This is a genomic window from Arabiibacter massiliensis (assembly GCF_902386925.1).
Classification (GTDB): domain Bacteria; phylum Actinomycetota; class Coriobacteriia; order Coriobacteriales; family Eggerthellaceae; genus Arabiibacter; species Arabiibacter massiliensis.
Genome location: NZ_LR698996.1, coordinates 3,019,729 through 3,042,695 on the forward strand (window position 1 = coordinate 3,019,729; position 22,967 = coordinate 3,042,695).

22 protein-coding genes are annotated in these 22,967 nt (G+C 68.1%); 16 read left to right on the forward strand and 6 right to left on the reverse strand.

Going from position 1 to position 22,967, the window contains the following annotated elements:
* Positions 1-38 precede the first annotated feature (38 nt).
* The 3 genes from FX134_RS12945 (at position 39) to FX134_RS12955 (ending at position 2,187) form a co-directional block, all read left to right on the forward strand.
* A complete protein-coding gene (locus FX134_RS12945; RefSeq protein WP_143412203.1) occupies positions 39-776 on the forward strand; it encodes a M23 family metallopeptidase in 738 nt (245 codons plus the stop codon).
* A gap of 362 nt (positions 777-1,138) precedes the next feature.
* Positions 1,139-1,780 carry a TetR/AcrR family transcriptional regulator gene (locus FX134_RS12950; RefSeq protein WP_080802758.1) on the forward strand — a complete coding sequence of 214 codons (642 nt, stop codon included), beginning with the start codon at positions 1,139-1,141 and terminating at the stop codon, positions 1,778-1,780.
* Positions 1,777-2,187 (forward strand): FMN-binding protein, encoded by a 411-nt coding sequence (locus FX134_RS12955; RefSeq protein ID WP_080802759.1) that lies wholly within the window; start codon positions 1,777-1,779, stop codon positions 2,185-2,187. Before FX134_RS12950 ends, FX134_RS12955 begins: the two co-directional genes overlap by 4 nt.
* 3 nt (positions 2,188-2,190) lie before the next feature.
* Here the strand turns inward: FX134_RS12955 and FX134_RS12960 are convergent, their stop codons facing one another.
* A complete protein-coding gene (locus FX134_RS12960) occupies positions 2,191-3,096 on the reverse strand; it encodes a DUF2268 domain-containing protein (RefSeq protein ID WP_080802762.1) in 906 nt (301 codons plus the stop codon).
* A 166-nt stretch (positions 3,097-3,262) separates the two neighbouring features.
* On the opposite strand from FX134_RS12960, the gene FX134_RS12965 reads away from it, so the two are divergent.
* From FX134_RS12965 to FX134_RS13005, 9 genes are all read left to right on the forward strand, one after another.
* Entirely contained in the window at positions 3,263-3,766 is a 504-nt protein-coding gene (locus tag FX134_RS12965; protein ID WP_080804075.1) for an RNA polymerase sigma factor, read from the forward strand.
* The gene (locus tag FX134_RS12970; protein WP_080802764.1) at positions 3,763-4,569 is read left to right on the forward strand and encodes a hypothetical protein; all 807 of its coding nucleotides are present in this window, start codon (positions 3,763-3,765) and stop codon (positions 4,567-4,569) included. Before FX134_RS12965 ends, FX134_RS12970 begins: the two co-directional genes overlap by 4 nt.
* Positions 4,570-4,584: 15 nt before the next feature.
* A complete protein-coding gene (locus FX134_RS12975) occupies positions 4,585-5,502 on the forward strand; it encodes an ABC transporter ATP-binding protein (RefSeq protein WP_080802765.1) in 918 nt (305 codons plus the stop codon).
* A complete protein-coding gene (locus FX134_RS12980) occupies positions 5,495-6,760 on the forward strand; it encodes an ABC transporter permease subunit (protein WP_080802768.1) in 1,266 nt (421 codons plus the stop codon). The genes FX134_RS12975 and FX134_RS12980 overlap by 8 nt, the downstream gene beginning before the upstream one ends.
* Positions 6,761-6,824: 64 nt before the next feature.
* Entirely contained in the window at positions 6,825-7,394 is a 570-nt protein-coding gene (locus tag FX134_RS12985) for a VanZ family protein (RefSeq protein WP_080802770.1), read from the forward strand.
* Between the two features lie 417 nt (positions 7,395-7,811).
* Positions 7,812-8,414 (forward strand): TetR/AcrR family transcriptional regulator C-terminal domain-containing protein, encoded by a 603-nt coding sequence (locus tag FX134_RS14640; RefSeq protein WP_087881580.1) that lies wholly within the window; start codon positions 7,812-7,814, stop codon positions 8,412-8,414.
* Positions 8,415-8,620: 206 nt separating this feature from the next.
* A complete protein-coding gene (locus FX134_RS12995; RefSeq protein ID WP_087881581.1) occupies positions 8,621-11,296 on the forward strand; it encodes a molybdopterin-dependent oxidoreductase in 2,676 nt (891 codons plus the stop codon).
* Between the two features lie 13 nt (positions 11,297-11,309).
* The gene (locus FX134_RS13000; protein ID WP_080802778.1) at positions 11,310-11,888 is read left to right on the forward strand and encodes a 4Fe-4S dicluster domain-containing protein; all 579 of its coding nucleotides are present in this window, start codon (positions 11,310-11,312) and stop codon (positions 11,886-11,888) included.
* A 56-nt stretch (positions 11,889-11,944) separates the two neighbouring features.
* On the forward strand, positions 11,945-12,607 hold the full coding sequence (locus FX134_RS13005) for a TorD/DmsD family molecular chaperone (protein ID WP_080802780.1): 663 nt from the start codon (positions 11,945-11,947) through the stop codon (positions 12,605-12,607).
* Between the two features lie 397 nt (positions 12,608-13,004).
* Here FX134_RS13005 and sufU read toward each other — a convergent pair whose 3' ends face one another.
* From sufU to sufC, 5 genes are read right to left on the reverse strand one after another with little or no spacing between them, the layout of a single operon-like run.
* Positions 13,005-13,439, reverse strand: a complete 435-nt coding sequence (gene sufU, locus FX134_RS13010; RefSeq protein ID WP_080802782.1) for a Fe-S cluster assembly sulfur transfer protein SufU — start codon at positions 13,437-13,439, stop codon at positions 13,005-13,007.
* A complete protein-coding gene (locus FX134_RS13015) occupies positions 13,432-14,664 on the reverse strand; it encodes an aminotransferase class V-fold PLP-dependent enzyme (protein ID WP_080802785.1) in 1,233 nt (410 codons plus the stop codon). The genes sufU and FX134_RS13015 overlap by 8 nt, the downstream gene beginning before the upstream one ends.
* A complete protein-coding gene (locus FX134_RS13020; protein ID WP_080802786.1) occupies positions 14,661-16,016 on the reverse strand; it encodes a SufB/SufD family protein in 1,356 nt (451 codons plus the stop codon). Before FX134_RS13020 ends, FX134_RS13015 begins: the two co-directional genes overlap by 4 nt.
* Positions 16,016-17,431, reverse strand: a complete 1,416-nt coding sequence (sufB, locus tag FX134_RS13025; protein WP_080802789.1) for a Fe-S cluster assembly protein SufB — start codon at positions 17,429-17,431, stop codon at positions 16,016-16,018. The genes FX134_RS13020 and sufB overlap by 1 nt, the downstream gene beginning before the upstream one ends.
* A 9-nt stretch (positions 17,432-17,440) precedes the next feature.
* Complete coding sequence (sufC, locus tag FX134_RS13030) at positions 17,441-18,208, reverse strand: Fe-S cluster assembly ATPase SufC (protein ID WP_080802792.1); 768 nt, start codon at positions 18,206-18,208, stop codon at positions 17,441-17,443.
* Between the two features lie 257 nt (positions 18,209-18,465).
* On the opposite strand from sufC, the gene FX134_RS13035 reads away from it, so the two are divergent.
* From FX134_RS13035 to FX134_RS13050, 4 genes are all read left to right on the forward strand, one after another.
* Entirely contained in the window at positions 18,466-18,867 is a 402-nt protein-coding gene (locus FX134_RS13035) for an RrF2 family transcriptional regulator (protein WP_080802796.1), read from the forward strand.
* Positions 18,868-18,982: 115 nt separating this feature from the next.
* The gene (locus tag FX134_RS13040; protein ID WP_080802799.1) at positions 18,983-20,500 is read left to right on the forward strand and encodes a phytoene desaturase family protein; all 1,518 of its coding nucleotides are present in this window, start codon (positions 18,983-18,985) and stop codon (positions 20,498-20,500) included.
* Entirely contained in the window at positions 20,497-21,378 is an 882-nt protein-coding gene (locus FX134_RS13045; RefSeq protein WP_080802801.1) for a phytoene/squalene synthase family protein, read from the forward strand. The genes FX134_RS13040 and FX134_RS13045 overlap by 4 nt, the downstream gene beginning before the upstream one ends.
* 5 nt (positions 21,379-21,383) lie before the next feature.
* Positions 21,384-22,901, forward strand: coding sequence for a DUF92 domain-containing protein (locus tag FX134_RS13050; RefSeq protein ID WP_080802804.1), 1,518 nt, complete (start codon positions 21,384-21,386; stop codon positions 22,899-22,901).
* Positions 22,902-22,967 lie beyond the last annotated feature (66 nt).

Sequence of the window (22,967 nt, forward strand, 5' to 3'; positions counted from 1 at the left end):
AAAGGGGCGTCGTGGGCAAAGGCGCGCTGTATCGCCAGATGGCTAAGCAAATCGGCGGGCTCATGGTCATGGCGGTGCGCTATGACGGCAAGGAGCCGGACAAGCGTACCGGGGCCTCGCTTGTCGAGTACGCATTACCGTTTGAAGGAGTGTGGACGGTGCTCAACGGCGGCGTGGATGAGAAGACGTCGCATTCGTGGGACGTGCTCACCCAGCGCTACGCCTACGACTTCGTGGTGCTCGACGACGAAGGGCGCAGCTGCCCGTCCGACGCCGACCCGGCCGATCCAACTTCGTACTACTGCTACGGCTTGCCGGTGCTCGCGCCCGCCGACGGGGTGGTGGTCGAGGCGGGGCGATCGTGCCCTGACGCGCCGATTGCGCTTGATGGCACGGTGCGCTGCGGCGGGGGAGACATCCGCGGCAACTACGTTCTCATCGACCACAGGAACGACGAGTTCTCGTGCCTGTGTCATTTGAAGCCGGGCGGCGTGCTGGTGGCGGCGGGCCAGCGGGTGCAACGCGGGCAGCAAATCGGAATCTGTGGAAGCTCCGGCTGCAGTTCCCATCCGCACCTGCACTTCCATATCCAGAAGGGCCGGAGCTTTTACACCTCGCCCGGCGTGCCGGTGCGGTTCGCCGGCGTCGCGGCTGCTCCCGCGCCGAACTACGAGGCAGCCGACCCGCGCCCGGTGCCGCCGAAGGCCTACGACGATTTCCCACCGTTCCTCACGCGCGGTCTGCGCGTGGAGCCTGCGTGCGGGGAATCGGCCTGAAAATGCAATGTCGTTGAGTTATGCACCCTTCTGCAGGGCCCGATACGGCCTATTGACGCAAGGAAGGGCCTCGCTCGCACTGAAACCCCAGGTCTCGACTTCGAGGCATTCCGCTCGGACACGAGAAGAAGGTGCATAACTCAACGACATTGCAGTTTCGGGGCCGTTTCGGCAGCGCAAGGGTGCACAACTCGATGACTTTGCACCTGAACCAGGTTTGCTTCAGGCGTCCTGCGCCATTCAACGGATTTCGGCGACTGGCGCCTCGCGCGCAAACGGCCCCTGAACGCTGCGAGGGTTGACAGTTGCTTCGCGTCCTGATTTAATTGAACTCACGGTTTAATTAAAGAGGGAGGAATGGCGTGGGTCGGAGAAAGAAGGAGCCGCGAGGCGCGCACCGGGAGCACATCGCCCAGGCGGCGCAGGAGCTTTTCGCGCGGAGGGGCATTGCGGCAACCACGATGGACGACATCGCGAACGCCGCCGGATACAGCAAGGCCACCCTCTACGTCTACTTCAAGAACAAAGAGGAGATCGTGAGCGTCCTGGTGCTGGAAAGCATGAGGCGCCTCGACGACTCCCTTTCCGACGCGTTGGCGAAGCGGGAGGGTACGAAGGAGCGCTACGGCCTGATATGTGAGGGATTGGCGCGCTACCAGGAGGAATTCCCCTTCTACTTCAAAATGGCGCTCGACAAGATCAACGTCGATTTCGCGGACGGGGGCTTCGCGCCGGAGGATGCGGAGGCGTATCGCGTGGGCGAGGAGATAAACGAGAAGCTGAAAAGCTTCCTGGCAGAGGGGATCGAGAGAGGCGAGCTGCGCGACGATTTGCAGGTCATGCCCACCATCTACGCCTTCTGGGGCATGCTTTCCGGCTTCATACAGCTTGCGTCCAACAAGGAGGACTACCTGGAAAGCGCGCTGGGGCTGCCGAGGCAGCGCTTCCTCGACTACGGGTTCCAGCTGCTGTACGACTCAATTGCGGAAGGGGCGAAGCGATGATACTCGGAATGGACAAGGGGAAGGTTGCGCTGGTTGTTGTTTGCGTGGCGCTGCTTGTGGGGCTCGTGTTCCTCGTCGTGTACCTGAAAAGCGTCGCGGATTACCAGCGGGCCGTGAAGGACCTGGTCGTGCGCGAGGTCGCCCTCACGGACGTTGCCGACGGCACGTTTGCGGGCGCCTGCGATGTCGGTTTCATCTCGGCGAAGGTCGAGGTGACGGTGCAAGCCGGGAGGATAACCGACATCGCGCTTGTGGAGCATAAGAACGAGCGCGGCGCGCCTGCGGAGGCCATCATCGGGGACATGGTGGCCGCGCAGAGAATCGACGTCGACGCCGTGACGGGCGCGACGAATTCGAGCACCGTGCTGAAGAAGGCCGTGGAGAACGCCCTGCGGAAGGGCCTGTAGGCCTCACTCCCAGAAGCCGCGCGCGGCGTCGAGGATGTCGGCCGCCGGCAGGAGGGTGGCGTCGGCGATGTCGGTTCCCGTTTCGTCGAGGAAGCGTCTGACCAGGTGGTAGCCGCAGGCGTAGCCGGCGCAGTAGGGCAGGCCTCGGGTGGGGTAGCCCATGAGCGCGGCCGTCTCGTCGCCGTAGAGGTAGGCCGAGAGCTCGGCCAGCCCCTGCGCGCCCAGGCCCGCGTGCACGAGCGGCTTCACCTGCTCGAGCGCCTCCGGCGTGGTGCGCGTGACCCATGGACCCGCCAGCTCCTCGCCGAACAGCTCCACGGCGAAGTTCTCGGCCAGCCCTTCGCTGACCAGCATCTCGCCGAGCGTGATGTCGTTTCGCCACTTTACGAACTGGAAGCGCACGTTGTGGTTCGTCTCGTGCGCGAGCGCCGCGAGCAGACGGCGCATGGTGCGCTCGCCCGGCACGAGCCACGCGAAGATGCTCCCGGGGATGCCGCCGTCGCCGCAGTAGCCTTCGTTCACCCGCACGACGGGGCTCTCTGGATTCGCCAAAAGCACGGTGAAGCGGTACGCCTGGCGGGGAAGGGCGATGCCTCGCGCGTCGAAGCGCTCAAGCGAGCGCTCGACGGCGTGCTGGCATGCGTCCCAGAACGCGTCGTCGCCCAGGAGCCGCACGGCATCGGCCCAGCTGTCGTCCACGCGCGCGGGCGGCAGGATGCCGAGCATCTCGCTGGCCATGACCACGTCGTAGCCGCCGGGTTGGGGCGCCTTCAGCGGCACGTGGTAGCAGTCCCACTTCTCCTTGAAAGGGGCCATGAGCTGGTGGCGGTACGCATCGGCGCGCTTCTCGGCCGGCGCGTCGATCATGGCGCGGTAGGCGGCGTCGGAGCGCACGGGCTGCACGTCCATAGGGGCGTCCTCTCTCGCAGGTTCGCGCGCCCGTCTTCGAGCGCGCCGCCCATGCTACGGCCTCACGCTGCGGGAGAGTCAAGGAAATTCGCGAAGTTTTTCGTCTGCGGCCGCACGGATCGCGTCTAGGATTCGTTATAGGCAGGTAGAGGAGGTGGAGCGGGGCGTGTTGAACAGGCAGCGGGACGGCGAGGCGTTCGAACGGCTAGTCGAGGAGCACTACGACGACGTGCTGGCGTACTGCCGGCGGCACGCGCCGTCGTACGACGAGGCACCGGACGTGGCGCAGGAGGCGTTTCTGCGCTTCGTGCGCAGCGGGCGCTCGCCGGCGGACGGCAAGCCGCTCGCGTACCTGTTCACCATCGCACGCAACCTCTGCATCGACGCGGCGCGCGCGAAGCGTCCGCCCGCGGCATCCCTCGACGTGGACGTGCCCGATCGCTCGCCCGGCGCCGACCCGGCGGACGCGTGCGCGGGCAGCGAGGTGGGCGCGCTGGTGGAGGCGCTCGACCAGGAGCTGCGCGAGGTGGTGGAGCTGCGCTTCGACCAGGGCTTCAAGGTGGGCGAGATCGCGAGTGTCCTGGGCGTGTCGCGCTTCGCGGTGAACCGGCGGCTCAACCGGGCGCTGTCCGAGCTGCGCCGCGGATTGGAAGGAAGGGAAGGCGCATGAATGCAACGAGCCGGAAGGATGTCGAGCGGCTGCTGAGCGCGCACTACCGCGCCGAGCGCGGCGCGCCGGACGCGGCCGGCAAGACGGCCACCCTTGCGGCCGTGCGCGCGGAGGCGGCGGCGGGCACGGCAGACTGCGAGACCTCGTCTGCGGTTTCGTTCGCCGGGTTCGTCGCCGCGCAGGCACGCTTCATCCACCTGCGCGTATGGGCGGCCCAGCTCGTGCTCGTGGTGGCGATGATCGCGGCGTGTGCGTTCGAGGGCTTCACGCCGAACGGCCTCTCGTTCGCATCGGGCGTGCTGGCGGCGGCCACGGTGCTCGTAGGGTTGCCCGACCTCGTGTCCAGCGCCGCTCATCGGGTGGCCGAGCTCGAGTACGCCTGCCGCTTCGACTGCCGCGCGGTCGCGCTCGCCCGGCTCATCGTGCTGGGCTGCGCCGACGTGGTGGCGGTCACGGCCATCGCGCTCGCCGCGCCCGTCGCGTTGGGGGCCGACCCCTTCGCGTCGCTCGTGCACGCGTGCGTCCCGTTCTTCCTCACCTGCGCGGGCGCGCTTCTCATCGTGCGGCGGTGCGCGCCGGTGCAGGCGCTGCCGCTCGCCTGCGTGTGGGCGCTGCTCGTGATGGCGGCGGCCTACGGGGCGTTCATGCTCGCACCCGACCTCTACGCCCTCGCCTCCACCTGGGCTTGGGCACTCGTGGCGGCGGCCTCGCTTCTGTGGACGGCCCGCGAGGTGCGCGCGTGGCTCGCGGGCATCGCCGGCGGCCTGGACGTTTTCTCGCCCTCCTCATCGGCCCTACGATAGCAAGGAGCAACCCCTATGGAACTGACCATTGACCGGCTGAGCAAGCAGTTCGGGTCGAAGATCGCGGTCGACCGCGTGTCGGCGAGCCTCGTGCCCGGCGTGTACGGCCTTCTGGGCGCGAACGGCGCGGGCAAGACCACCCTCATGCGCATGGTGTGCGACGTGCTGCGTCCCACCTCCGGCGAGATCCGCTTCGACGGCCGCGACGTGCGTGCGCTCGGCGACGGGTACCGCGCGCGGCTGGGGTACCTGCCGCAGGACTTCGGCTCCTATCCCGACTTCACGGCGCTTGACTTCATGTTGTACCTGGCCGCGCTCAAGGGGCTCGACCGCCATGCGGCGCGCCGCCGCTCGCTCGCGCTGTTGGAGACGGTGGGCCTCGCCGACGTGGCGCGGCAGAAGATTCGCACGTTCTCCGGCGGCATGAAGCAGCGCCTCGGCATCGCGCAGGCCGTGCTGAACGACCCGGCCATCCTGGCGCTCGACGAGCCCACGGCCGGCCTCGACCCGAAGGAGCGCGTGCGCTTCCGCAACCTCATCGCCAGCTTCGCGCAGGACAAGATAGTGATCCTGTCCACGCACATCGTGTCGGACGTGGAGTACATCGCCGACGAGATCCTGGTCATGCGCGCGGGCGGCTTCATCATGCAGGGCGCGCCCGCCGATATCGTGGGCGCCGTGGCGGGGAAGGTGTGGGAGTGCCACGTAGACGCGCGGCAGGCCGAAGCGCTGGCGGCGACGAGCTGCGTGAGCAACGTCCACTACGCCGCCGACGGGCACGCGGTGGCGCGCGTCGTGGCCGATGAGCCCCCGGTGCCCGGCGCGAACCCGCTTGAGCCGACGTTGGAGGATGTATACCTGTACGTGTTCCGCGATGCGGTGGAGTCCGTAGCGCCCGCCGTGCCCGCATCCCAAGGAGGCCGCCATGTTTGATCTGGTGAAATTCGAGCTGAAGAAGCTGCTCGCGCGGCGCACGTCGCAGGTGGTGAGCGTGGGCATCCTGCTGTTGCTGTGCGGCATCATGACGCTCAACGTGGTGCAGACCAAGACGTCGTCGAACACGGATGAGATTCTGAGCGGCACCGCCGCTATCGCGCAGCAGAAGGCGCGGGCTGACGCGCACGCGGGCGTGCTCTCCGTCGAGCGCGTGCAGGAAGAGGTGGCCGCGTATAAGGCGCTCGCATTCTCGAAGGTGGATCCCGCCGAGGTGGAGGGCCTGAGCGACGCGGCGGCGTACCAGCTCATGAAGGAGGCTTACGAGCCCGATGAGTTCCGCGCCATATACGACACGTACTACTCGTACCTGCTCTCGCCGTGGATCACGGGCTCGATGGAGCAGTACCAGGTGGCGGCGCAGTTAAGCGATGCGGATACCGCGGGCTTCTACGGCGCAGTCGCCGACAAGCTGCAACGCGAGCTCGACGACGGCATGGGCGGCACGTGGACGTACACAGGCGCCGAGCGCACCTACTGGACGGACAAGCAGGCCGGGGTAAGCGAGCCGCTCGCCTACGGCTATGCCGGCGGGTGGGCAGACGTGATGGCGTGCATCGGCTTCCTCGCGTTCGCCATGGTGGCCGTGTGCGTGGTGCTCACGCCCGTGTTCGCCGGCGAGTACCAGGACCGCACCGACGCCGTGCTCCTGGCCACGCGCTACGGGCGCTCCAAGCTGGTGGCGGCGAAGATCATCGCGTCGCTTTTGTTCACGACGGCGTACTTCGCGCTGGCGACCGCCATCATCATGGGCGTGGCGCTCGCGTTCTTCGGCGCAGGGGGCGGCGATCTGCCCGTGCAGGTGCTCTCGCTCGGCATCCCCTACGACCTCACGATGGCCGAGGCCACGTGGACGGCGGTGGGGCTCGGCTACCTCATGACGCTCGGACTGGCGGGGCTCACGCTGCTGCTGTCGTCGAAGCTGCGCTCCCAGCTGGCCATCTTCGCCGTGTGCGCGGCGCTCATCTTCCTCACGGGCATGATCCCCTCGGGCGGCAGCGGCGCGCTGCTGCACGTGCTGTACCTGTTCCCCATCAACGCGCTGTCCGACCAGGTGCTTTACAACTCCCTCGTGTCCTACACGGCCGGCCCGTTCGTCATCGACCTCGTGGGCGTGCTCGCCATCGCCTACGCGCTCGTGCTGCTGGCATGCACGCCGCTCGCCGCCCGCGCCTTCCGCCGGCACCAGGTGATGTAGGGGGTGTTGCCGCCGGTATAATGGAGGTCGATGGTAGAGCGCGGCGAAAGACGGAGGCGGCGAGATGCTGGAGCGGGGAGTCATGGTGGTGCCGACGGGCGTGGCGCTCATCGTGGTTTTGATCGTGTGCCTCGTGCGGCGCGCGGGGGCGAAGCGGACGTGCCTGTACCTGGCGCTCACGGCCTACGTGGGAGCGGTGGCGGCGGTCGCGCTGTTCCCGTTGCCGTTCGAGCGCGGGATGGGTTATGCGCCGACGTGGGGGATCTCGTTCAACCTCGTGCCCTTCGCCGGCATCGCGCGTACGGTGGCCGACGCGGCTCAAACCGGCTGGTGGTGGTCGATCGCGTCCGTCATCGTGGGCGGCAACGTGCTCATGTTCGTGCCGCTGGGATTCATGCTGCCGCTGCTGTTGGAGCGCCTGCGCCGACTGCGCGCGGCGGCGCTCGTGCTTGTCGCAAGCTCGGTGGCCATCGAGCTTGCGCAGCTGGTCGCGGGGCTGGCCGTGGCGGGCTACCTGTATCGCGTCGTGGATGTGGACGACGTCATCCTCAACGTCGCCGGCGGCCTGATCGGCTTCGGCCTATGGAAGGCCTGGGAGCGCATCCGCTCCGCCCGCGCATCGCAAACGTCCTAAAAGGGGCCGATGTCCCATATGGGGACTGTCCCCAATTGGGACATCGCCCCCCGTGCGTGGGGTTTTGGCCCGAAAATGCAATGTCGTCGAGTTATGCACCCTTGCGCACGCCTCGATGGGGCTTTCCTGGGCATCGGGCGGCTTCGTTCTCGCCAAAAGCGCAGGTCGCGATTTCCGCATGCTCTCTTCGAGCGCGCTGAGGAGGTGCATAACTCGACGACATTGCATTTCCGGGGCCGTTTTGATGACGCGAGGGTGCAAAACTCGGCGACATTGCAGCCGAATGTGTTCCCAAGTTGGGAGCCGTGCGCAATTGGGGAGTTGAAGGGGGCTGTCGCCATTCGAGACATTTCGGACAGCTGCCGTCGGGGTATAATGCGGGCAGGATCGAAGTCGATGGGGATCGATGGGGGCTCGATGGACGAACATGCGGACGGCGATACAAGGGAGCGTCGGGACAGCAGCACGAACACGGACAGCGATCGCGTGCTCGTGACCAAGCGCGCCATCTTCCATGCCTTGTACGAGCTGATGGAGGAGCGGGACTTCGCGAAGCTCACCGTGGGCGACATCATCGAGCGCGCCGGCGTGTCCCGGTCCACCTTCTACCGCTGCTTCGAGGACAAGTACGACGTCGTCAACTGGTCGTTCAAGCGATTCAAGAACATCCGCATCCAAGACAGGGACCAATACTACTCCTTCGAGTCGTCGCTGCGCGTCATGCTGCGCTACCTGGCCGAGCATCGGCGCTACTTCGCCCACGCGCTGCGCTACACCGGCCAAAGCTCGCTGCGGGATTTCATGTACGAGACCAACGTGGAGTACATGGCGCAGTGCTGGAGCGAGGAGCACGGCGACCGGCTCGATTACGGCACGCGGGCGATGATCCAGTTCGCCGGCGCCGGCATGAGCAAGATCGTCGAGCGATGGGTGCTCGACGGATGCGAGCAAGAGGTCGAAGACGTGGCGGCCGCAATCGAGTCGCTCGTCCCCCAACCCCTCTTCGACGTGCTCTACTAGGCGGGCGAAGCCGCGTCCCTGACGCCCGAATTCCGGGACAGTCGTCCTTCATTGTCTCATTTCGAAACGGGAAGCCCCGGCTGTTGCTTTTCTGCGCACCCCCTCGTTTCCTATCATTCACCTCGCCCGGCGCGCTGCCGGGGCATGCTGAGCGGGCATGCGGGAGGCTCCGATGGGAAACGGAGCGGAGGAGAAGAGGAGACGCTATGGATGTGCGTGAGAAGCGGGGGATGTCGCGTCGTGCGTTCATCGCCGCCAGCGCGGCTGCTGCGGCGAGCATCGGCCTGGCCGGTTGCCAGCCCGAGACGAAGCTGGAGAAGACGGACGCCGCGGCCGACGGGGCGTACCAGGCGCCCGACGCCGAGCTCGATCCGGCGAGCGGGGGCGAATGGATCCCGGTCACCTGCGCGGCGAACTGCGGCGGCATGTGCGAGAACAAGGCGTACGTGGTGGACGGCATCGTCATCAGGCAGAAGACCGACGACACCACCGAGGACTCGCCGGCTAACCCCCAGATGCGCGCGTGCCCGCGCGGCCACGCCCACCGGCAGGACACGTTCGGCGCGGACCGCTTGAAGTACCCCATGAAGCGCAAGCACTGGGAGCCGCACACGGGCGGCGCCAAGGAGCTGCGCGGCGTGGACGAGTGGGTGCGCATCAGCTGGGACGAGGCCTTCGAGATCATCGCCGACGAGGTGGCCTACACGGCTGAGACCTATGGGGACCGCTCCGTCCTGTACGGCGGCGTGAACTCCTCGTTCGGCCCGCTCGCGGGATGCATCAACGCCTCGGTGGGCGGCATCTCCACGGGAAGCACCATGTCGTTCGGCAGCTGCTGCTTCAGCGGCTCGGTCATGGGGCTGCCGTTCCTCGGCATCGGCCAGGGCAACGACCGCACCGACTTCGTGAACGCCGACTACATCGTGCTGTACGGGTGCAATCCCGCCTGGGCCTCGCCGGGCTCCTACACCTACTACTTCCACGAGGCGAAGCAGAACGGCACGCAGTTCGTGTTCGTCGGCCCGGAGTACAACGCCACCGCCGCGCACTTCAACGCGAAGTGGATCCGCGTGCGCCCCGGCACCGACACGGCGTTTTTACTGGCCGTGGCCTACGAGATGTTCAAGCTGGACGAGCAGGACAAGGGCTCGGTCATCGACTGGGACTTCCTCGGCAAGTACACCGTGGGCATCGACGGCGACAGCATGCCGGCCGACGCGAAGGTGGACGAGAACTTCCGCGACTACCTGATGGGCGCGTACGACGGCCAGGTGAAAGATGCCGAATGGGCGTCGGCCATCACGGGCACGCCGGTGGAGGACATCCGCTTCTACGCCGACCTCATGCGCCGCGACAACGCGGTGTCGACGCTGCGCAGCAACGCGGCGTTCCGCACCAACGACTCCGACGACCTGCTGCCCCTGTACATGACCATCGGCTTCATGGGCGGGCACGTGGGCAAGCCGGGGCACGCCACCGACTGCGCCTACCACAACACCATCGGCCATCCCGAGATCCCCATCTTCACGGTGGGAAGCAGCAAGGCGAAGGGCGTCTCGTATCCCAACCCCGTCGACGCGGTGGTCAACGACGACGAGCAGTGGAACGCGGTGCTCGACGGCACGTTCAACTCCACGGGCAACATCACCTTCGGCATGCTGCTGCCCGCGAGCCCGCAGACCTGCGACATCCAGCTGATCGTGCTCGACAACGCAGGCACCCTCAACACGCACCTGAACACGGCTCGCGGTATCGAGGCCATGCGCAAGGTGAACTTCGCGGTGGCCACGGCCCGCGCCCTCACCTCCCAGGCCCAGTACGCCGACGTGGTCCTTCCCGTGGCGGGCGAGTGGGAGACGAACGGCATCCGCGCCGGCGTGGTGGGCAACCAGTCTTTCTTGAACCGCGAGGTGTACATCGTGGGACGGAAAGTGTGCGAGCCTCTGTTCGAGTCGAAGACGAACCAGGAGATCGGGCGCGGCCTGGCCGAGAAGATGGGCCTGAATCCCGACGAGATGTACCCGATGTCGGAGGACCAGCAGTTCTTCAACCGCCTGGCGGGCACCGTGTTCGTGCATCCGGAGACCGGGGAGACGGTGCCGCTGTTCTCCGTGACCGAGGACGACATCGCCCGCTTGAACGCCGAGGGCGAGCCGCAGGAGGGCTTCATGCCGTTGGCGGAGATTTTGGAGAAGGGCATCTACAAGGTGCCGCGCACGCCGGGCGACGTGTACACCTACCTGGGCTATCAGGACTACCTGGCCGATCCCGAGGCGAACCCCCGCGCCACGCCCAGCGGCAAGTTCGAGATCTACTGCCAGACGAAGGCCGACGCGCTCAACGCCGCCGGCCGCACCAAGGACTTCACGTGGAAGCCGTACCCCAGCTACAAGGCGCCGGTCAACGGCTACGAGGCGACGTTCGACGACTTCGAGGCGGGCGTGAAGGGCGAATACCCCTACCAGGTGTTCAACCCGCACTACCTGCGCCGCGCCCACACGCAGTACGACAACCTTCCCTGGCTGCGCCACGCGTTCTCCAACCCGGTGTTCATCTCGGCCGCCGACGCGGAGGAGAAGGGCGTCGTGACCGGCGACTGGGTGCGCATCTGGAACCGGGCGGGCCAGGTGCTGCGTCCCGTGAGCGTCTCGCAGCGCATCATGCCCGGCGTGGTGGCGCTGCCGCACGGCCCGTGGGTCGACATCGACGAGGAGACGGGCATCGACCGCGCAGGCACCGACAACATGCTCACCGAGCCGGTTTCCTCCGGCTGCGGCACGGCGGGGTACAACACCAACATCGTGAACTTTGAAAAGTGGACCGAGGCGCCGGATGAGGACTACCTGCTTCCCTTGCGCGTTCCGGTGCTCGAAGGCGAATAGGGGGTAGCTCATCATGGCTCAATTCGGTTTCTTCTTCGATCAGGCGGAGTGCATCGGCTGCAAGGCGTGCCAGGTGGCCTGCTGCGATCGCAACGACCTGACGGCGGGCTTCACCCTGCGCACGGTGCGCACGTTCGAGACGGGGGTCTATCCCGATTCGTCGCTCTACCACTTCGCGGCCACGTGCAACCACTGCGCGAGCCCTGCGTGCGTGGCCTCCTGTCCCACGGGGGCGTGTCAGAAATCTGAGGATGACGGGACGGTGTACCGCGATCCGGAGGTGTGCATCGGGTGCGGCACGTGCGCGACGGCGTGCCCGTACGAGCATCCGGTGGTGCTGGAGGATCGGAAGATCTCGGCGAAGTGCGACGGCTGCAAGTCGTTCCGCGACCAGGGGCTCAACCCGGTGTGCGTCGATGCGTGCGTGATGCGCGCCATCGAATGGGGCGACGTCGAGGAGCTGGCGCAGAGGCATCCGGAGGCGGTGCGCGACCTGCCCATCTTGCCGGATGCGGCGCAGACGGAACCCTCGCTGCTGGTGAATCCGCACCCGGCGGCCGGCTCCGAGGACTTCGAGCCCTTCATCGTCTAGCTTCGGCCGGCCCCGGCGCTTCGCGCGCCGGGGCCGCCATCCAGAGGAGGATTCCCATGCATGTGTATGACGACCTGGAGTTTCTGAGCGCGCGCCGCTTCGCCTACCGGATGTTCCAGCGCTTGCTGGGCGATGAGCCTGCGCCTGAGCTGCTCGCGGCGATCGACGTCGAGGTGGCCCGCGCCGCCTTCGAGGTGATGGGCGGTCCCTTGGCGGAAGGGAAGGGCGAGGAGCTGTGCGCGCTGATCGCGGATGCGGACGGGGATGCCGAGGTGCTCGCTTCGGAGTACGTGCGACTGTTCGTCGGGCCCGCCGCGTTGCCGGCGGCGCCGTGGGAGTCGGTGTACCGCGATTCCCAGCGCACCATCATGACCAAGACGACGCTCGACGTGCGCAACGCCTATCGCGCCCAGGGCTTCATCCCGCGGCTCTACCCGCGCGTTCCCGACGACCATATCGCCTTGGAGCTGGACTTCCTCGCCTCGCTCGCCGACGAGGCCGTCGATGCGTGCGAGCGGGAAGACGCGGCGGGCTGCCGGGCGGCGCTCGAGGCGAGCGGCCGGTTCGCCGAGGAGCATCTGGGGACGTGGGCCGGGGCTTTCGCGTGCGATATGCGCGAGAAAGGGGACTCCGCGTTCTATGCGGCCGTTGCCGACGCGCTCGCCTCGTTCGTGGCCGCCGATGCCGAGCGGCTTGGCGCTGCGGCGGACGGGATCTAAGCCCGGCGGTGGAGCCTGTGCGCGGGATTTCGGCCTGAAAATGCAATGTCGTCGAGTTATGCACTCTTGCGCACGCCCCCTCGGGGCTTTTCGGCGAGACGGGCTGCTGCGTTCTCCCTAAAAGCGCAGGTCGTGATTTCCTCATGTTTCCGTTGGACGTGCCGGGAAGGTACATAACTCGAGCACATTGCATTTTCGAGGCCGTTTCGATGACGCGAGGGTGCAAAACTCGAGGACTTTGCAGCTGAAAGTGTCCGAAATGCCCCGAATGGGGAATGTCCTATTCGGGGACATGTGCCGCCAACTGTCTTACGAGCATCTTTCTCGTAAGACAGTTGGCAAGCAAGATGCATGAAAACGGTTGCCGGGGGGGGCTCCTGTGCGAAAGCCGTCTTCCCTACGCGTTTTTCAGCTGCTGCTCGAGCATCTTCTCCAAGGTGCGCCAGGCCAACTCGGCGCATTTTACGCGGGCGGGCATGCGGGCGATGGTGGCCAGCTCGGCTGCCTCGTCGAGGTCGGCGAGCTCCTGGGCGGTGAGCAGGCGGCCCTTGATCATGTCGAGGTAGAGGCCGGCCAGGCGCAGCGCCTCGTCGACGGTCTCGCCGGTGACGAGGTCGGCCATCATGTCGGCGGCCGCCTGGCTCACCGCGCAGCCGTGGCCGGTGAACGCGGCCTCCTCGATGAGGTTTCCATTCAGGCGCAGCGACAGCGTGAGCTCGTCGCCGCAGCTGGGGTTCACGCCGTCGTGCGTGCAGGTGGGTTCGTCCATCTGGTACTTGTAGTCGGGGTGCGCGTTGTGCTCCATGAGCGCGGCGGTGTAGATGCTAGCCATTGAAGGTCCTCCAAACGGTCTCGAGCCCCTTGATGAGCGCGTCGATGTCGGCTTCGTCGTTGTAGAATGCGAGCGACGCGCGGCAGCACGACTCCACGCCGAGCCACGCGAGCAGCGGCTGGGCGCAGTGGTGCCCGGCGCGGATGGCCACGTCGTGCTCGTCGAGGATGCTGGCCACGTCGTGCGGGTGGACGCCGCGCACGTTGAAGCTAACCGCGCCATGGTGGCGCGCGGGGTCGGGGTGGCCGATGACCTCGAGGTAAGGAAGCGTCGCCATGCGCTCCATCGTCGTGCGTACGAGCGTCTGCTCGCGGGCTTGCAGCGCGTCCCAGCAGATGCCTTCCAGGTAGTCGAGCGCGGCGGCGGTCGCCACGATGCCGGCGGCGTCCTGCGTGCCGGCCTCGAACTTCTCGGGCACGGGCGCCCACACGGCGTCGTCCTGGGTGACCGACGAGATCATCTCGCCGCCGGTGAGGAAGGGCGGCATGGCATCCAGCAGGTCGAACGCGCCCCACAGCACGCCGATGCCGAAGGGGCCGAGCGCCTTGTGCGCCGAGAACGCGAAGAAGTCGCAGCCCAGCTTCCGCACGTCCACCGGCATGTGCGGCACCGATTGCGCGCCGTCCACCACGAGGTAGCCGCTGTGGGCGTGCACGCGCCGGGCCATCTCGGCTACGGGGTTCTCGATGCCGAGGACGTTCGACACGTGGGCGGCGGCGACGATCTTCGTGCGCGGGCCGATCTTCGCGTCCAGCTCCTCGGGCAGGATGACGCCGTGCTCGTCGGGGAACAGGTACACGAGGCGCGCGCCCGCGGCGCGGCACGCCTGCTGCCAGGGAATGAGGTTGGAGTGGTGTTCCATGACGGTGATGCACACCTCGTCGCCGGGCTCGAGCACCGTGGGCGCGAACGCGCGGGCCACGAGGTTCAGGGCTTCGCTCGCGTTGCGGCAGAACACGATCTCGCGCGGGTCGGGCGCGCCGATGAAGCGCGCGACGCGCGCGCGGGCCTGCTCGATGGCCTCGGTGGCCTCCATGGACAGGCGGTAGAGGCCGCGCAGGGCGTTCGCGTTCATCGTCTCGTAGAAGCGCCGCTGGGCGTCGAGGACCGCGCGCGGACGCTGCGCCGTGGCTGCGCTGTCGAGAAAGGCGAGGCCGGGGTTGGCGGCTAGCAGGGGGAAGTCCTGCTTGTAGGGATTGGCGGCGATGTCGACGGGTACGCTCATGCGACTTCCTCCTCGAGGGCGATGCCGCGGGTTGCGGCCAGGCGGGCGACGGCGGCGCGGGTGCGCTCGTTGGGCGCGGCGAGGGCGGCTTCCTGATACGCGGCGGTGATGAACAGGCGCTCGGCGTCGTCGGGCGAGATGCCGCGGCTGGCCAGGTAGAGCAGCTGTTCGGGCCGCACGTGGCCGATGGTGGCGCCGTGGTTGCCGGCTACGTCGTCCTCGTCGCAGAGGATGACGGGCACGGTGCGGTTCTCCACGCGCTCATCGGCCAAAAGCACCGTCTCCTGCTCGGAACCGAAGGAGCCCTTGCAGCCGTGCACGAGCTCGATGGTGCCGCGCAACGTCTTGGTCGAGGCGCCGGCCAGCACGCCGTTCGCGTCGAGGTTGCAGACGGTTCGGCGTCCGCGCTGGTGGGCGACGTAGTTGAAGTCGCGCTGCTGGGCGCCGTGTCCCAGGTAGCGCGTGTCCAGGTCGAGGCGCGCGTCATCGCCGCGCACGTCGGCGTCGAGCCCCGTGAAGGCGCGGCCGGCGCCGAGCACCGTGTGGCGCACCTGCACGCGGGCGCGCTCGGCCAGCACGATACCGGCGTCGTCGAGGACGGTCCACGAGTCGTCGAGCGTCTGCGTGCAGCTGACGTTCACGCGCGCGTCGGCGCCGGCGAACACGCGCAGCCGTACGCCCACGACGCCCGAGCCGGGAGCCGGCGAGTCGAGCGCGATGGCGAGCGACAGCGACGAGCCCGGGGCGGCCACGACGTCGATGGCGGCCGCGTTCACCGCGCCGTCCACGCCGCTGACGCGCACCGTGGCGCAGGTGTTCTCGCCGGGGCGCGTGGCGAAGACGAGGGGGTCGCCCGCCGCGAACTCGAGGTACTCGCGGACTTCGTCCCCCATACCGGTGGTGAAGACGTCGGCGGCGGAGAGGTAGCGGGATTCGAAGGCCTGTTGCTGGTAGAAGGAGAGGGCCGGGGTGTCGAGGGCTTCCGTGGCCGCAGGGAGAGTTGCTGGGCTGTCAACCTGGTGCGCAGCCGGCCCGCTTTTCGTGGCTGCAGGGAGAGTTGCTTGGTCGTCAACCTGGTGCGCAGCCGATGTTGGGAGGCTTGCGGGTTCAACCGGGGAGAACCCCTGGTCGGCCGCGCATTCGGCAGGTTGCTCCCCAAACCGCTGCGCGGCCACAGAAAGGGCTTCCTCGAACGCCCCCGCCTCTCCCAGCAGCTCCTCGGCGCACTCAACCTCCACCTGCCGGGCGAACGTCAACCCAGCGGGAAGGTCGATGGCCGCGTCGTTCATGCGCAGGCGGTGCCACGTGGGGGCGGGCATGGCGTTGGCGTGTTGTATCGTGAGGGTCTCCATTATCCGATGGCCCCTTCCATTTCGAGCTTGATCAGGTTGTTCATCTCCACGGCGTACTCGAGCGGCAGCTCTTTGCTCACGGGGTCGGCAAACCCGTTCACGATCATCGTGCGGGCCTCCTCCTCGGACACGCCGCGGCTCGTGAGGTAGAACACCTTGTCGTCACCGATGCGTCCGATGGTGGCCTCGTGGCCGATGTCCACGTGCTTGCAGCGGATGTCCATGGCCGGGATGGTGTCCGAGCGGCTGAGGTCGTCCAACATGAGCGACTGGCACGACACGCTGGCGGCCGAGCCCTTCGCGTTCTCCGTGGCCACGATGGACGAGCGGAACGTCGAAATACCGCCGCCCTTCGAGATGGACTTCGTCTCCACGGTGGCCGACGTCTCGGGCGCGGCGAGCACCGCCTTGCAGCCGGTGTCGAGGTTCTGCCCCGCGCCGGCGAACGTGATGCCGGTGAAGCTGGACGTGGCCTTGCGTCCGACCAGCACCGACATGGGGTAGAGGTAGCCCACGTGGCTGCCGAACGACCCGCTGATCCACTCGATCGCGCCGCCTTCCTCCACGCGGGCGCGCTTCGTGTTGAGGTTGTACATGTTCTTCGACCAGTTCTCGATCGTGGAATAGCGCAGCGAGGCGCGCTTGCCCACGAACAGCTCCACCGCGCCGGCGTGCAGGTTCGCCACGTTGTACTTCGGCGCCGAGCAGCCCTCGATGAAGTGCAGGCTCGCGTCGTCCTCCACGATGATGAGCGTGTGCTCGAACTGCCCCGCGCCCTTCGCGTTCAGGCGGAAGTAGCTTTGCAGCGGGAAGTCGAGCTTCACGCCCGCCGGCACGTAGACGAACGAGCCGCCGCTCCACACCGCGCCGTGGAGCGCGGCGAACTTGTGGTCGGTGGGCGGGATGAGCGTCATGAACTTCTCCCGGATGAGCGCCTCCCACTTCGGCTCGTGCAGCGCCTCCTCGATGCCGGAGTAGACGATCCCCATGTCAGCGGCCGTCTTCTGCATGTTGTGGTACACGAGCTCGGAGTCGTACTGCGCGCCGACGCCGGCCAGGTAGGCGCGCTCGGCCTCAGGGATGCCCAGGCGGTCGAACGTGTTTTTCACGTCGCTGGGCAGGCTCTCCCAGTCGGCCTGCTGCTCGCTTTTGGGCTTCACGTAGGTGACGATGTGGTCCATGTCGAGGCCGTCCAGGCCGGGGCCCCAGTCGGGCGCGGCCATGCGCTGGTAGGTGTCGAGCGCCTTCAGGCGGAAGTCGAGCATCCAGGCGGGCTCGCCCTTCTTGGCCGAGATTTCGCGGACGATGTCGGGCGTGAGGCCCGCGTCCAGGTAGCGCGCGGGGTCGGTGGCGTCGCGGATGTCGTAGAGCGTGCGGTCGACGTCCTCCACGTAGGTGCGGTTTTCGTTTGGCATGGTCGTCTCCTAGCGCTCGATCTGCTCGAAGCGCTCGAAGCCCTGCTCGTCGATCTCGCCGATGAGCGAGGCGTCGCCCTCGGCCACCAGGCGGCCGCGCACCATCACGTGCACGCGGTCGACGTCGAGGTGCTCCAAAATGCGCGTGTTGTGCGTGATGATGACGAGCGCGCCGCCGGTCGCGCGCCGATACGCCTCGATGCCGCGCGACACCACGCCGAGCGCGTCCACGTCCAGGCCCGAGTCCGTCTCGTCGAGGATGGCCAGCTTCGGCTCCAGCAGCAGGAGCTGCAGCATCTCCAGCTTCTTCTTCTCGCCGCCGGAGAAGCCCACGCCCAGCTCGCGGTCGAGGTACGACTCGTCCATGTCCAGCTTCTCGGCCAGCGCGCGCACGTGCTTCTTGAACTGCTTGCCCTTGAGGCTGCCCGTGCCCTCGCGGCCGGCCATCGTGGCGCGCAGGAAGCTGGACAGCGGCACGCCGGGGATCTCCACCGGCGCCTGGAAGCTGAGGAAGAGCCCCGCGCGCGAGCGCTTGTCGGGGGAGAGCTCGGTGATGTCGCGGCCGTCGAACTCGATGGAGCCGGCGTCAACCCGGTAGGCGGCATCGCCCATGACCACGTGGCCGAGGGTCGACTTGCCCGCGCCGTTCGGGCCCATGACCACGTGGGTCTCGCCTGCGCCCACGTTAAGGTCGATGCCGTGCAGGATGGGGGTCTCGTCCACCGAGGCCGAGAGCCCGCGGAGGGAGAGGAGGGGTGCGCTCGTCTGGGATGCCATATTCGCGTGCCTTTCTTAATCATATAAGTTTGCTAGGATTAAGATACGGTGACGGCGCGGAATGTCAAGACATAATCCTACAAAGATGCTAGAATTTAGGCAAACAACGGCGAGCGGCGCGTTGAGTGTCAGGATTCTGGCCCAAGGGTTCATTTTCGCTCCAAAACACGCCTCGCGCGCTGAGGCGTGTTTTTGGAGCGAAGATTGGGAGCGTGCCGCAGACGAGTTCGAGGCGTTGGCGAGGAAAGGACGGATCGATGCTGATTTCGACCAAGGGGCGGTATGCGCTCAGGCTGATGGTGCGCATCGCGCAGGAGGGCGCGGGCACGGTGTCGCTGCGCGAGGCATCGGAGGCGGAGGGCATCTCGCTCAAGTACCTCGAGCAGCTGGCGCGCCCCCTCGTGCAGGCGGGCCTGCTGCGCAGCGTGCGCGGCAAGGGCGGCGGCTACGCGCTGGCGAAGGACCCGGCCGACGTGCGCGCCGGCGACGTCCTGCGCGCCGTGGAGGGCACTACCGCGCCCGTGGCCTGCCTCGCGCTCGACGGCGAATCGTGCCCGCGCGCAGCCGAGTGCACCACCGTGCGTTTCTGGGCGGGTCTCGACGGCGTCATCGAGCAGTATGTCGACGGCGTGACCTTGGCCGACCTCTCCGCTTTCTAACGCTCGCCTTACGCGTCCGCTACGGATCGCCCCACGATGCGCTCCCCGGACGGGGCGGCGCGCTACCAGGCCATACACTGACCGGATAGCGCATCGCACACGTCGAAGGAGTCGCATGAAACGGGTTATCGTCATCGGGGCCGGCGTCGGCGGCCTCGCGGCGGCCGTCCGGCTGCAGCACGCCGGCTACGAGGTCGCCCTGTACGAGAAGGAGCCGCAGGTGGGCGGCAAGATGAGCCGCATCTGCAAGGACGGCTTCACGTTCGACGTCGGCCCCACCATCGTCATGATGCCCGACCTGTACCGCGAGGTGTTCGAGGTCTGCGGCCGCGACCCCGACGAGTACATCCCCCTGCAGAAGGTGGAGCCGCTCATGGACATCTCCTTCGGCCCCGACGACCGGCTGCGGCTCTCCAACGACCTGTCCGCCATCACCGCCACGGTGGAGGGCGTGAGCGAGCAGGACGCCCAGGGCTACTTCGAGTACCTCGCGCTGCTCTACAAGCGCTACCTCATCGCCAAGGACAACTTCCTGCAGCGCCCCTTCCGCAAACCGAGCGACTTCTACAACCCGAAGAGCCTGGTGGCGGGCGTGCGGCTGCACACGCTCGGCGACGCGTACTCGTCGGTGGCCAAGCACGTGAAGGACGACCGGCTGCGCAAGGCGCTCGCGTTCCAGACGCTCTACATCGGCATCTCGCCCTACGAGGGGCCCTCGCTCTACATGATCATCCCCATGATCGAGCTCCTCTACGGCGTGTGGTTCATGCCGGGCGGCATGTACGCGCTGGCGCAGGGCCTCGAGCGGCTGTTCCTCGAGCTGGGCGGCGAGCTGCATCTGTCCGCGCCGGTTGATCGCATCGCCATGGAGCACGGGTTCGCGTGCGGCGTGGAGGCGGACGGCGCGCTCGACCGCGCGGACTACGTGGTGTGCGACGCCGACTTCCCCTACGCCATGAAGAACCTCGTGGACAACGACGCCGCGCGCGGGAAGTACACCGACGACAAGATCGACTCGATGGCGTACTCGTGCTCGTGCTTCATCCTCTACCTGGGGCTGGACAAGCGCTACCCGCAGGAGGCCGTGCACTCCATCCGCTTCGCGCCCGACTTCGAGCGCAACATCGCCGACCTCTTCGAGGACGAGCGGTTCCCCGAGGATCCGTCGTTCTACTGCTACGCGCCCGGCTCGCTGGACGAGTCGCTCGCGCCCGAGGGCGGCCAGACGCTCTACGTGCTCGTACCGGTGCCGCCGCTCTCGCCGCGCGGCCCGTCGTGGGGGCCCGACGAGGTGGCCGCGCGCCGCGAGCTGGTGCTCGACCTGCTGGAGCGCGAGACGGTGTACGACGACGTGCGCGACCACATCGTGTCCGAGACCGTCTACACGCCCCTCGACTTCGCCGAGCGCTTCAACGCGGAGAACGGCGCGACGTTCGGCCTGCGGCCCACGCTGTTCCAGAGCAACTACTGGCGGCCGCACAACAAGGCGCGGAAGTGCGAGAACCTGTACTTCTGCGGCAGCAGCACGCATCCGGGCGCGGGCGTGCCCATCGTGCTTCTGAGCGCGAAGCTGGCCGCCGACGAGCTTCTGCGCGACGACGGGCGCGCCGCCGACGTGGAGGACGTTCGATGAGCCCGGCGTCCGCGGCGCTCTTCGCCGAGCGGGCGGCCGACTTCGCGTGGTGCGAGTCGGTGATCGAACGCAACTCCAACAGCTTCTACCGGGCGTTCTCGCTGCTGCCCGAGCCGAAGCGCCAGGGCGTGTACGCGCTCTACGCGTTCTGCCGCACGGCCGACGACTGCGTGGACCGCGATGCGAGCGCGGCCTCCCTCGAGGCGCTGCGCGACGGGCTCGACCGCTTCCTGGCGGGCGAGGCCCCCGACGCGCCGCTGTGGCGCGCGATGGAGGCCGTGTTCGCGACGTTCGACCTGGACGGGGGGCCCTTCTACGACATGATCGAGGGGCAGCGGCGCGACCTGGCGTTCCGCCAGCCGGCCACGATGGAGGAGCTGGAGGAGTACGGCTACTACGTGGCGGGCTCGGTGGGGCTCATGCTGCTGCCGCTCCTGCATGCGTCCGGGCCGGTGGGCGAGGGGCTGCGCGAGAGCGGCGTGGCGCTGGGCGTTGCCATGCAGCTCACGAACATCCTGCGCGACGTGGGCGAGGATTTGGCCTGCGGGCGCGTGTACCTGCCGGCGTCGGTGCTCGAGGAGGCGGGCTGCACGCTCGACGGCCTGCACGCGCATCGCGTTGACGAGGCGTTCCGGCGCGCGTGGGAGGCCGTGGCCCGGCGCTCCGAGGAGCTGTACCTCCCGATGGAGCGCGACGTGCGCGCGCTCGACGAGGACAGCCGGCTGCCCACGCTGTCGTCGCTCATGCTGTACCGCGCCATCATGGACGAGGTGCGCGCCGAAGGGTACGCCTGCTTCGAGCGGCGCTGCTCCGTGCCGAAGGGCGAGGCGCGCCGCCTGGTGGGCGCAGCCGCCGCGGCGCTGGCCGAGGGGAGGTGAGCGCTATGGGGAACCTTCTGGGCGTCGCGTTCTCGGGCCTGTACGTGGGCGCGGTGCTCGCGGCGTCGAGCCTGCTCGCGCGGCGGGGCGCGTCGGCCGAGGCCACGCGCAAGCTCGTGCACATCGGGCTGGGCGGCTGGTGGGCGGTGGCGTCGTGGTTCTTCACGTCGCCGTGGTGGGCGGCGGCGCTTCCGACCCTGTTCATCGCCGTGAACTACTATGCGTACCGCAAGCAGAGGCTCTCGTTCATGGCGCGCGAGGAGGGCGAGGACACGCCGGGCACCGTGTACTACGCGGTGTCGCTCGCCGTGCTCGCGCTGTACGCGTTCGGCGTCGGCGCGCCGTACGTGGGCGCGCTCGGGGTGTTCTGCATGGCCTTCGGCGACGGGTTCGCGGCCGTGGCGGGGAAGCGCTTCGGGCGGCGGCGCATCGCGCTCGCGGCCGGGGGCGGGAAGTCCTACGTCGGCAGCGCGGTGATGCTGGGCGCGAGCTTTCTCGCGTGCACGGCCGTGCTGCTCGCGCCGGCGCCGCTGGGGGCCGGGATGGCGGCGGGTGGCGCGCCGGCGTGGCTCGCGGCCCTCGGCATCGCGGCCGTGCTGGCCGTGGCGGCGACGCTGCTCGAGCTGTTCTCGACCGACGGGTTGGACAACCTGTTCGTGCCGCTCGGCGTGACGGCGCTCTACGTGGGGCTGTTCCTGCCGGGCGCTCCGCTCGCCTCGGTGCTGGCCGGCGTCGCGCTGAGCGGCGCGGTGGCCGTGGCGTCGCTGCGGATGCGGCTGCTCACGAAGCCGGGCGCCCTCGGGGCCGTGGCGGTGGGCGCGCTCGCCTTCGGCATCGGGGGCTGGCCGCTGTGGCTTCTGCTCATGTGGTTCTTCGGCAGCTCGAACGTGGCCGCGAAGCTCATGGCGCGCCGCGCCGCGAAGCGCGGGGGAGCGCCGGCGCGCCGGAAGCACGACGGGCCGCGCAGGCTGCGCCAGGTGCTGGCCAACGGCGTGCCGTTCCTCGCGTGCGCGCTCGCGTACGCGGTCGCGGGCAATCCGTGGCTGCTCGTCCTGGCGGCGGGCGCGCTCGCGGCCAGCACGGCCGACACGTGGGCGTCCGAGGTGGGCGTGTACAGCAGACGGCCGCCGGTGAGCATCCTCACGCGACGTCCCATGCAGCGCGGGCTCTCGGGCGGCGTGAGCCCGCTCGGGCTGGCTGCCACCGTCGCGGGTGCGGCGAGCTCGGCGCTTCTGGCCATGCTGCTGTTCCGCGCGTTCGGCTACGCCATCCCCGCCGGGCCCGAGGCGTTCCTCTTCATCGTCGCGTGCGGCGTGGCGGGCTCTCTCGTGGACAGCGTGCTCGGCGTGCTCGTTCAGGCGAAGTACCGCAGCTCGGACGCGCCCGACGCGCCCCTCGTGGAGACGCCGCCGCGCGCCGCTCGCGCCGCCCTCGTGTCCGGCTACGCCTGGGTCACCAACGACGCCGTCAACCTCATGAGCGGCCTCGCCGTGGTAGCGCTCGGCCTGCTCGTGGTGGCGTAGCGGCAACCGGCATGCGATTGTCGACCGAAACACACGCCACAGCGCTCTGATGCGTGTGTTTCGGTC

Bases quoted from the DNA above. Each gene is read 5' to 3' on its own strand.
- FX134_RS12945 (WP_143412203.1), top strand. From the start codon at position 39: ATGGCTAAGCAAATCGGCGGGCTCATGGTCATGGCGGTGCGCTATGAC.
- FX134_RS12955 (WP_080802759.1), top strand. From the start codon at position 1,777: ATGATACTCGGAATGGACAAGGGGAAGGTTGCGCTGGTTGTTGTTTGC.
- FX134_RS12960 (WP_080802762.1), bottom strand. From the start codon at position 3,096: ATGGACGTGCAGCCCGTGCGCTCCGACGCCGCCTACCGCGCCATGATC.
- FX134_RS12970 (WP_080802764.1), top strand. From the start codon at position 3,763: ATGAATGCAACGAGCCGGAAGGATGTCGAGCGGCTGCTGAGCGCGCAC.
- FX134_RS12975 (WP_080802765.1), top strand. From the start codon at position 4,585: ATGGAACTGACCATTGACCGGCTGAGCAAGCAGTTCGGGTCGAAGATC.
- FX134_RS12980 (WP_080802768.1), top strand. From the start codon at position 5,495: ATGTTTGATCTGGTGAAATTCGAGCTGAAGAAGCTGCTCGCGCGGCGC.
- FX134_RS12985 (WP_080802770.1), top strand. From the start codon at position 6,825: ATGCTGGAGCGGGGAGTCATGGTGGTGCCGACGGGCGTGGCGCTCATC.
- FX134_RS14640 (WP_087881580.1), top strand. From the start codon at position 7,812: ATGGACGAACATGCGGACGGCGATACAAGGGAGCGTCGGGACAGCAGC.
- FX134_RS12995 (WP_087881581.1), top strand. From the start codon at position 8,621: ATGGATGTGCGTGAGAAGCGGGGGATGTCGCGTCGTGCGTTCATCGCC.
- FX134_RS13000 (WP_080802778.1), top strand. From the start codon at position 11,310: ATGGCTCAATTCGGTTTCTTCTTCGATCAGGCGGAGTGCATCGGCTGC.
- FX134_RS13005 (WP_080802780.1), top strand. From the start codon at position 11,945: ATGCATGTGTATGACGACCTGGAGTTTCTGAGCGCGCGCCGCTTCGCC.
- sufU (WP_080802782.1), bottom strand. From the start codon at position 13,439: ATGGCTAGCATCTACACCGCCGCGCTCATGGAGCACAACGCGCACCCC.
- FX134_RS13015 (WP_080802785.1), bottom strand. From the start codon at position 14,664: ATGAGCGTACCCGTCGACATCGCCGCCAATCCCTACAAGCAGGACTTC.
- FX134_RS13020 (WP_080802786.1), bottom strand. From the start codon at position 16,016: ATGGAGACCCTCACGATACAACACGCCAACGCCATGCCCGCCCCCACG.
- sufB (WP_080802789.1), bottom strand. From the start codon at position 17,431: ATGCCAAACGAAAACCGCACCTACGTGGAGGACGTCGACCGCACGCTC.
- sufC (WP_080802792.1), bottom strand. From the start codon at position 18,208: ATGGCATCCCAGACGAGCGCACCCCTCCTCTCCCTCCGCGGGCTCTCG.
- FX134_RS13035 (WP_080802796.1), top strand. From the start codon at position 18,466: ATGCTGATTTCGACCAAGGGGCGGTATGCGCTCAGGCTGATGGTGCGC.
- FX134_RS13040 (WP_080802799.1), top strand. From the start codon at position 18,983: ATGAAACGGGTTATCGTCATCGGGGCCGGCGTCGGCGGCCTCGCGGCG.
- FX134_RS13045 (WP_080802801.1), top strand. From the start codon at position 20,497: ATGAGCCCGGCGTCCGCGGCGCTCTTCGCCGAGCGGGCGGCCGACTTC.
- FX134_RS13050 (WP_080802804.1), top strand. From the start codon at position 21,384: ATGGGGAACCTTCTGGGCGTCGCGTTCTCGGGCCTGTACGTGGGCGCG.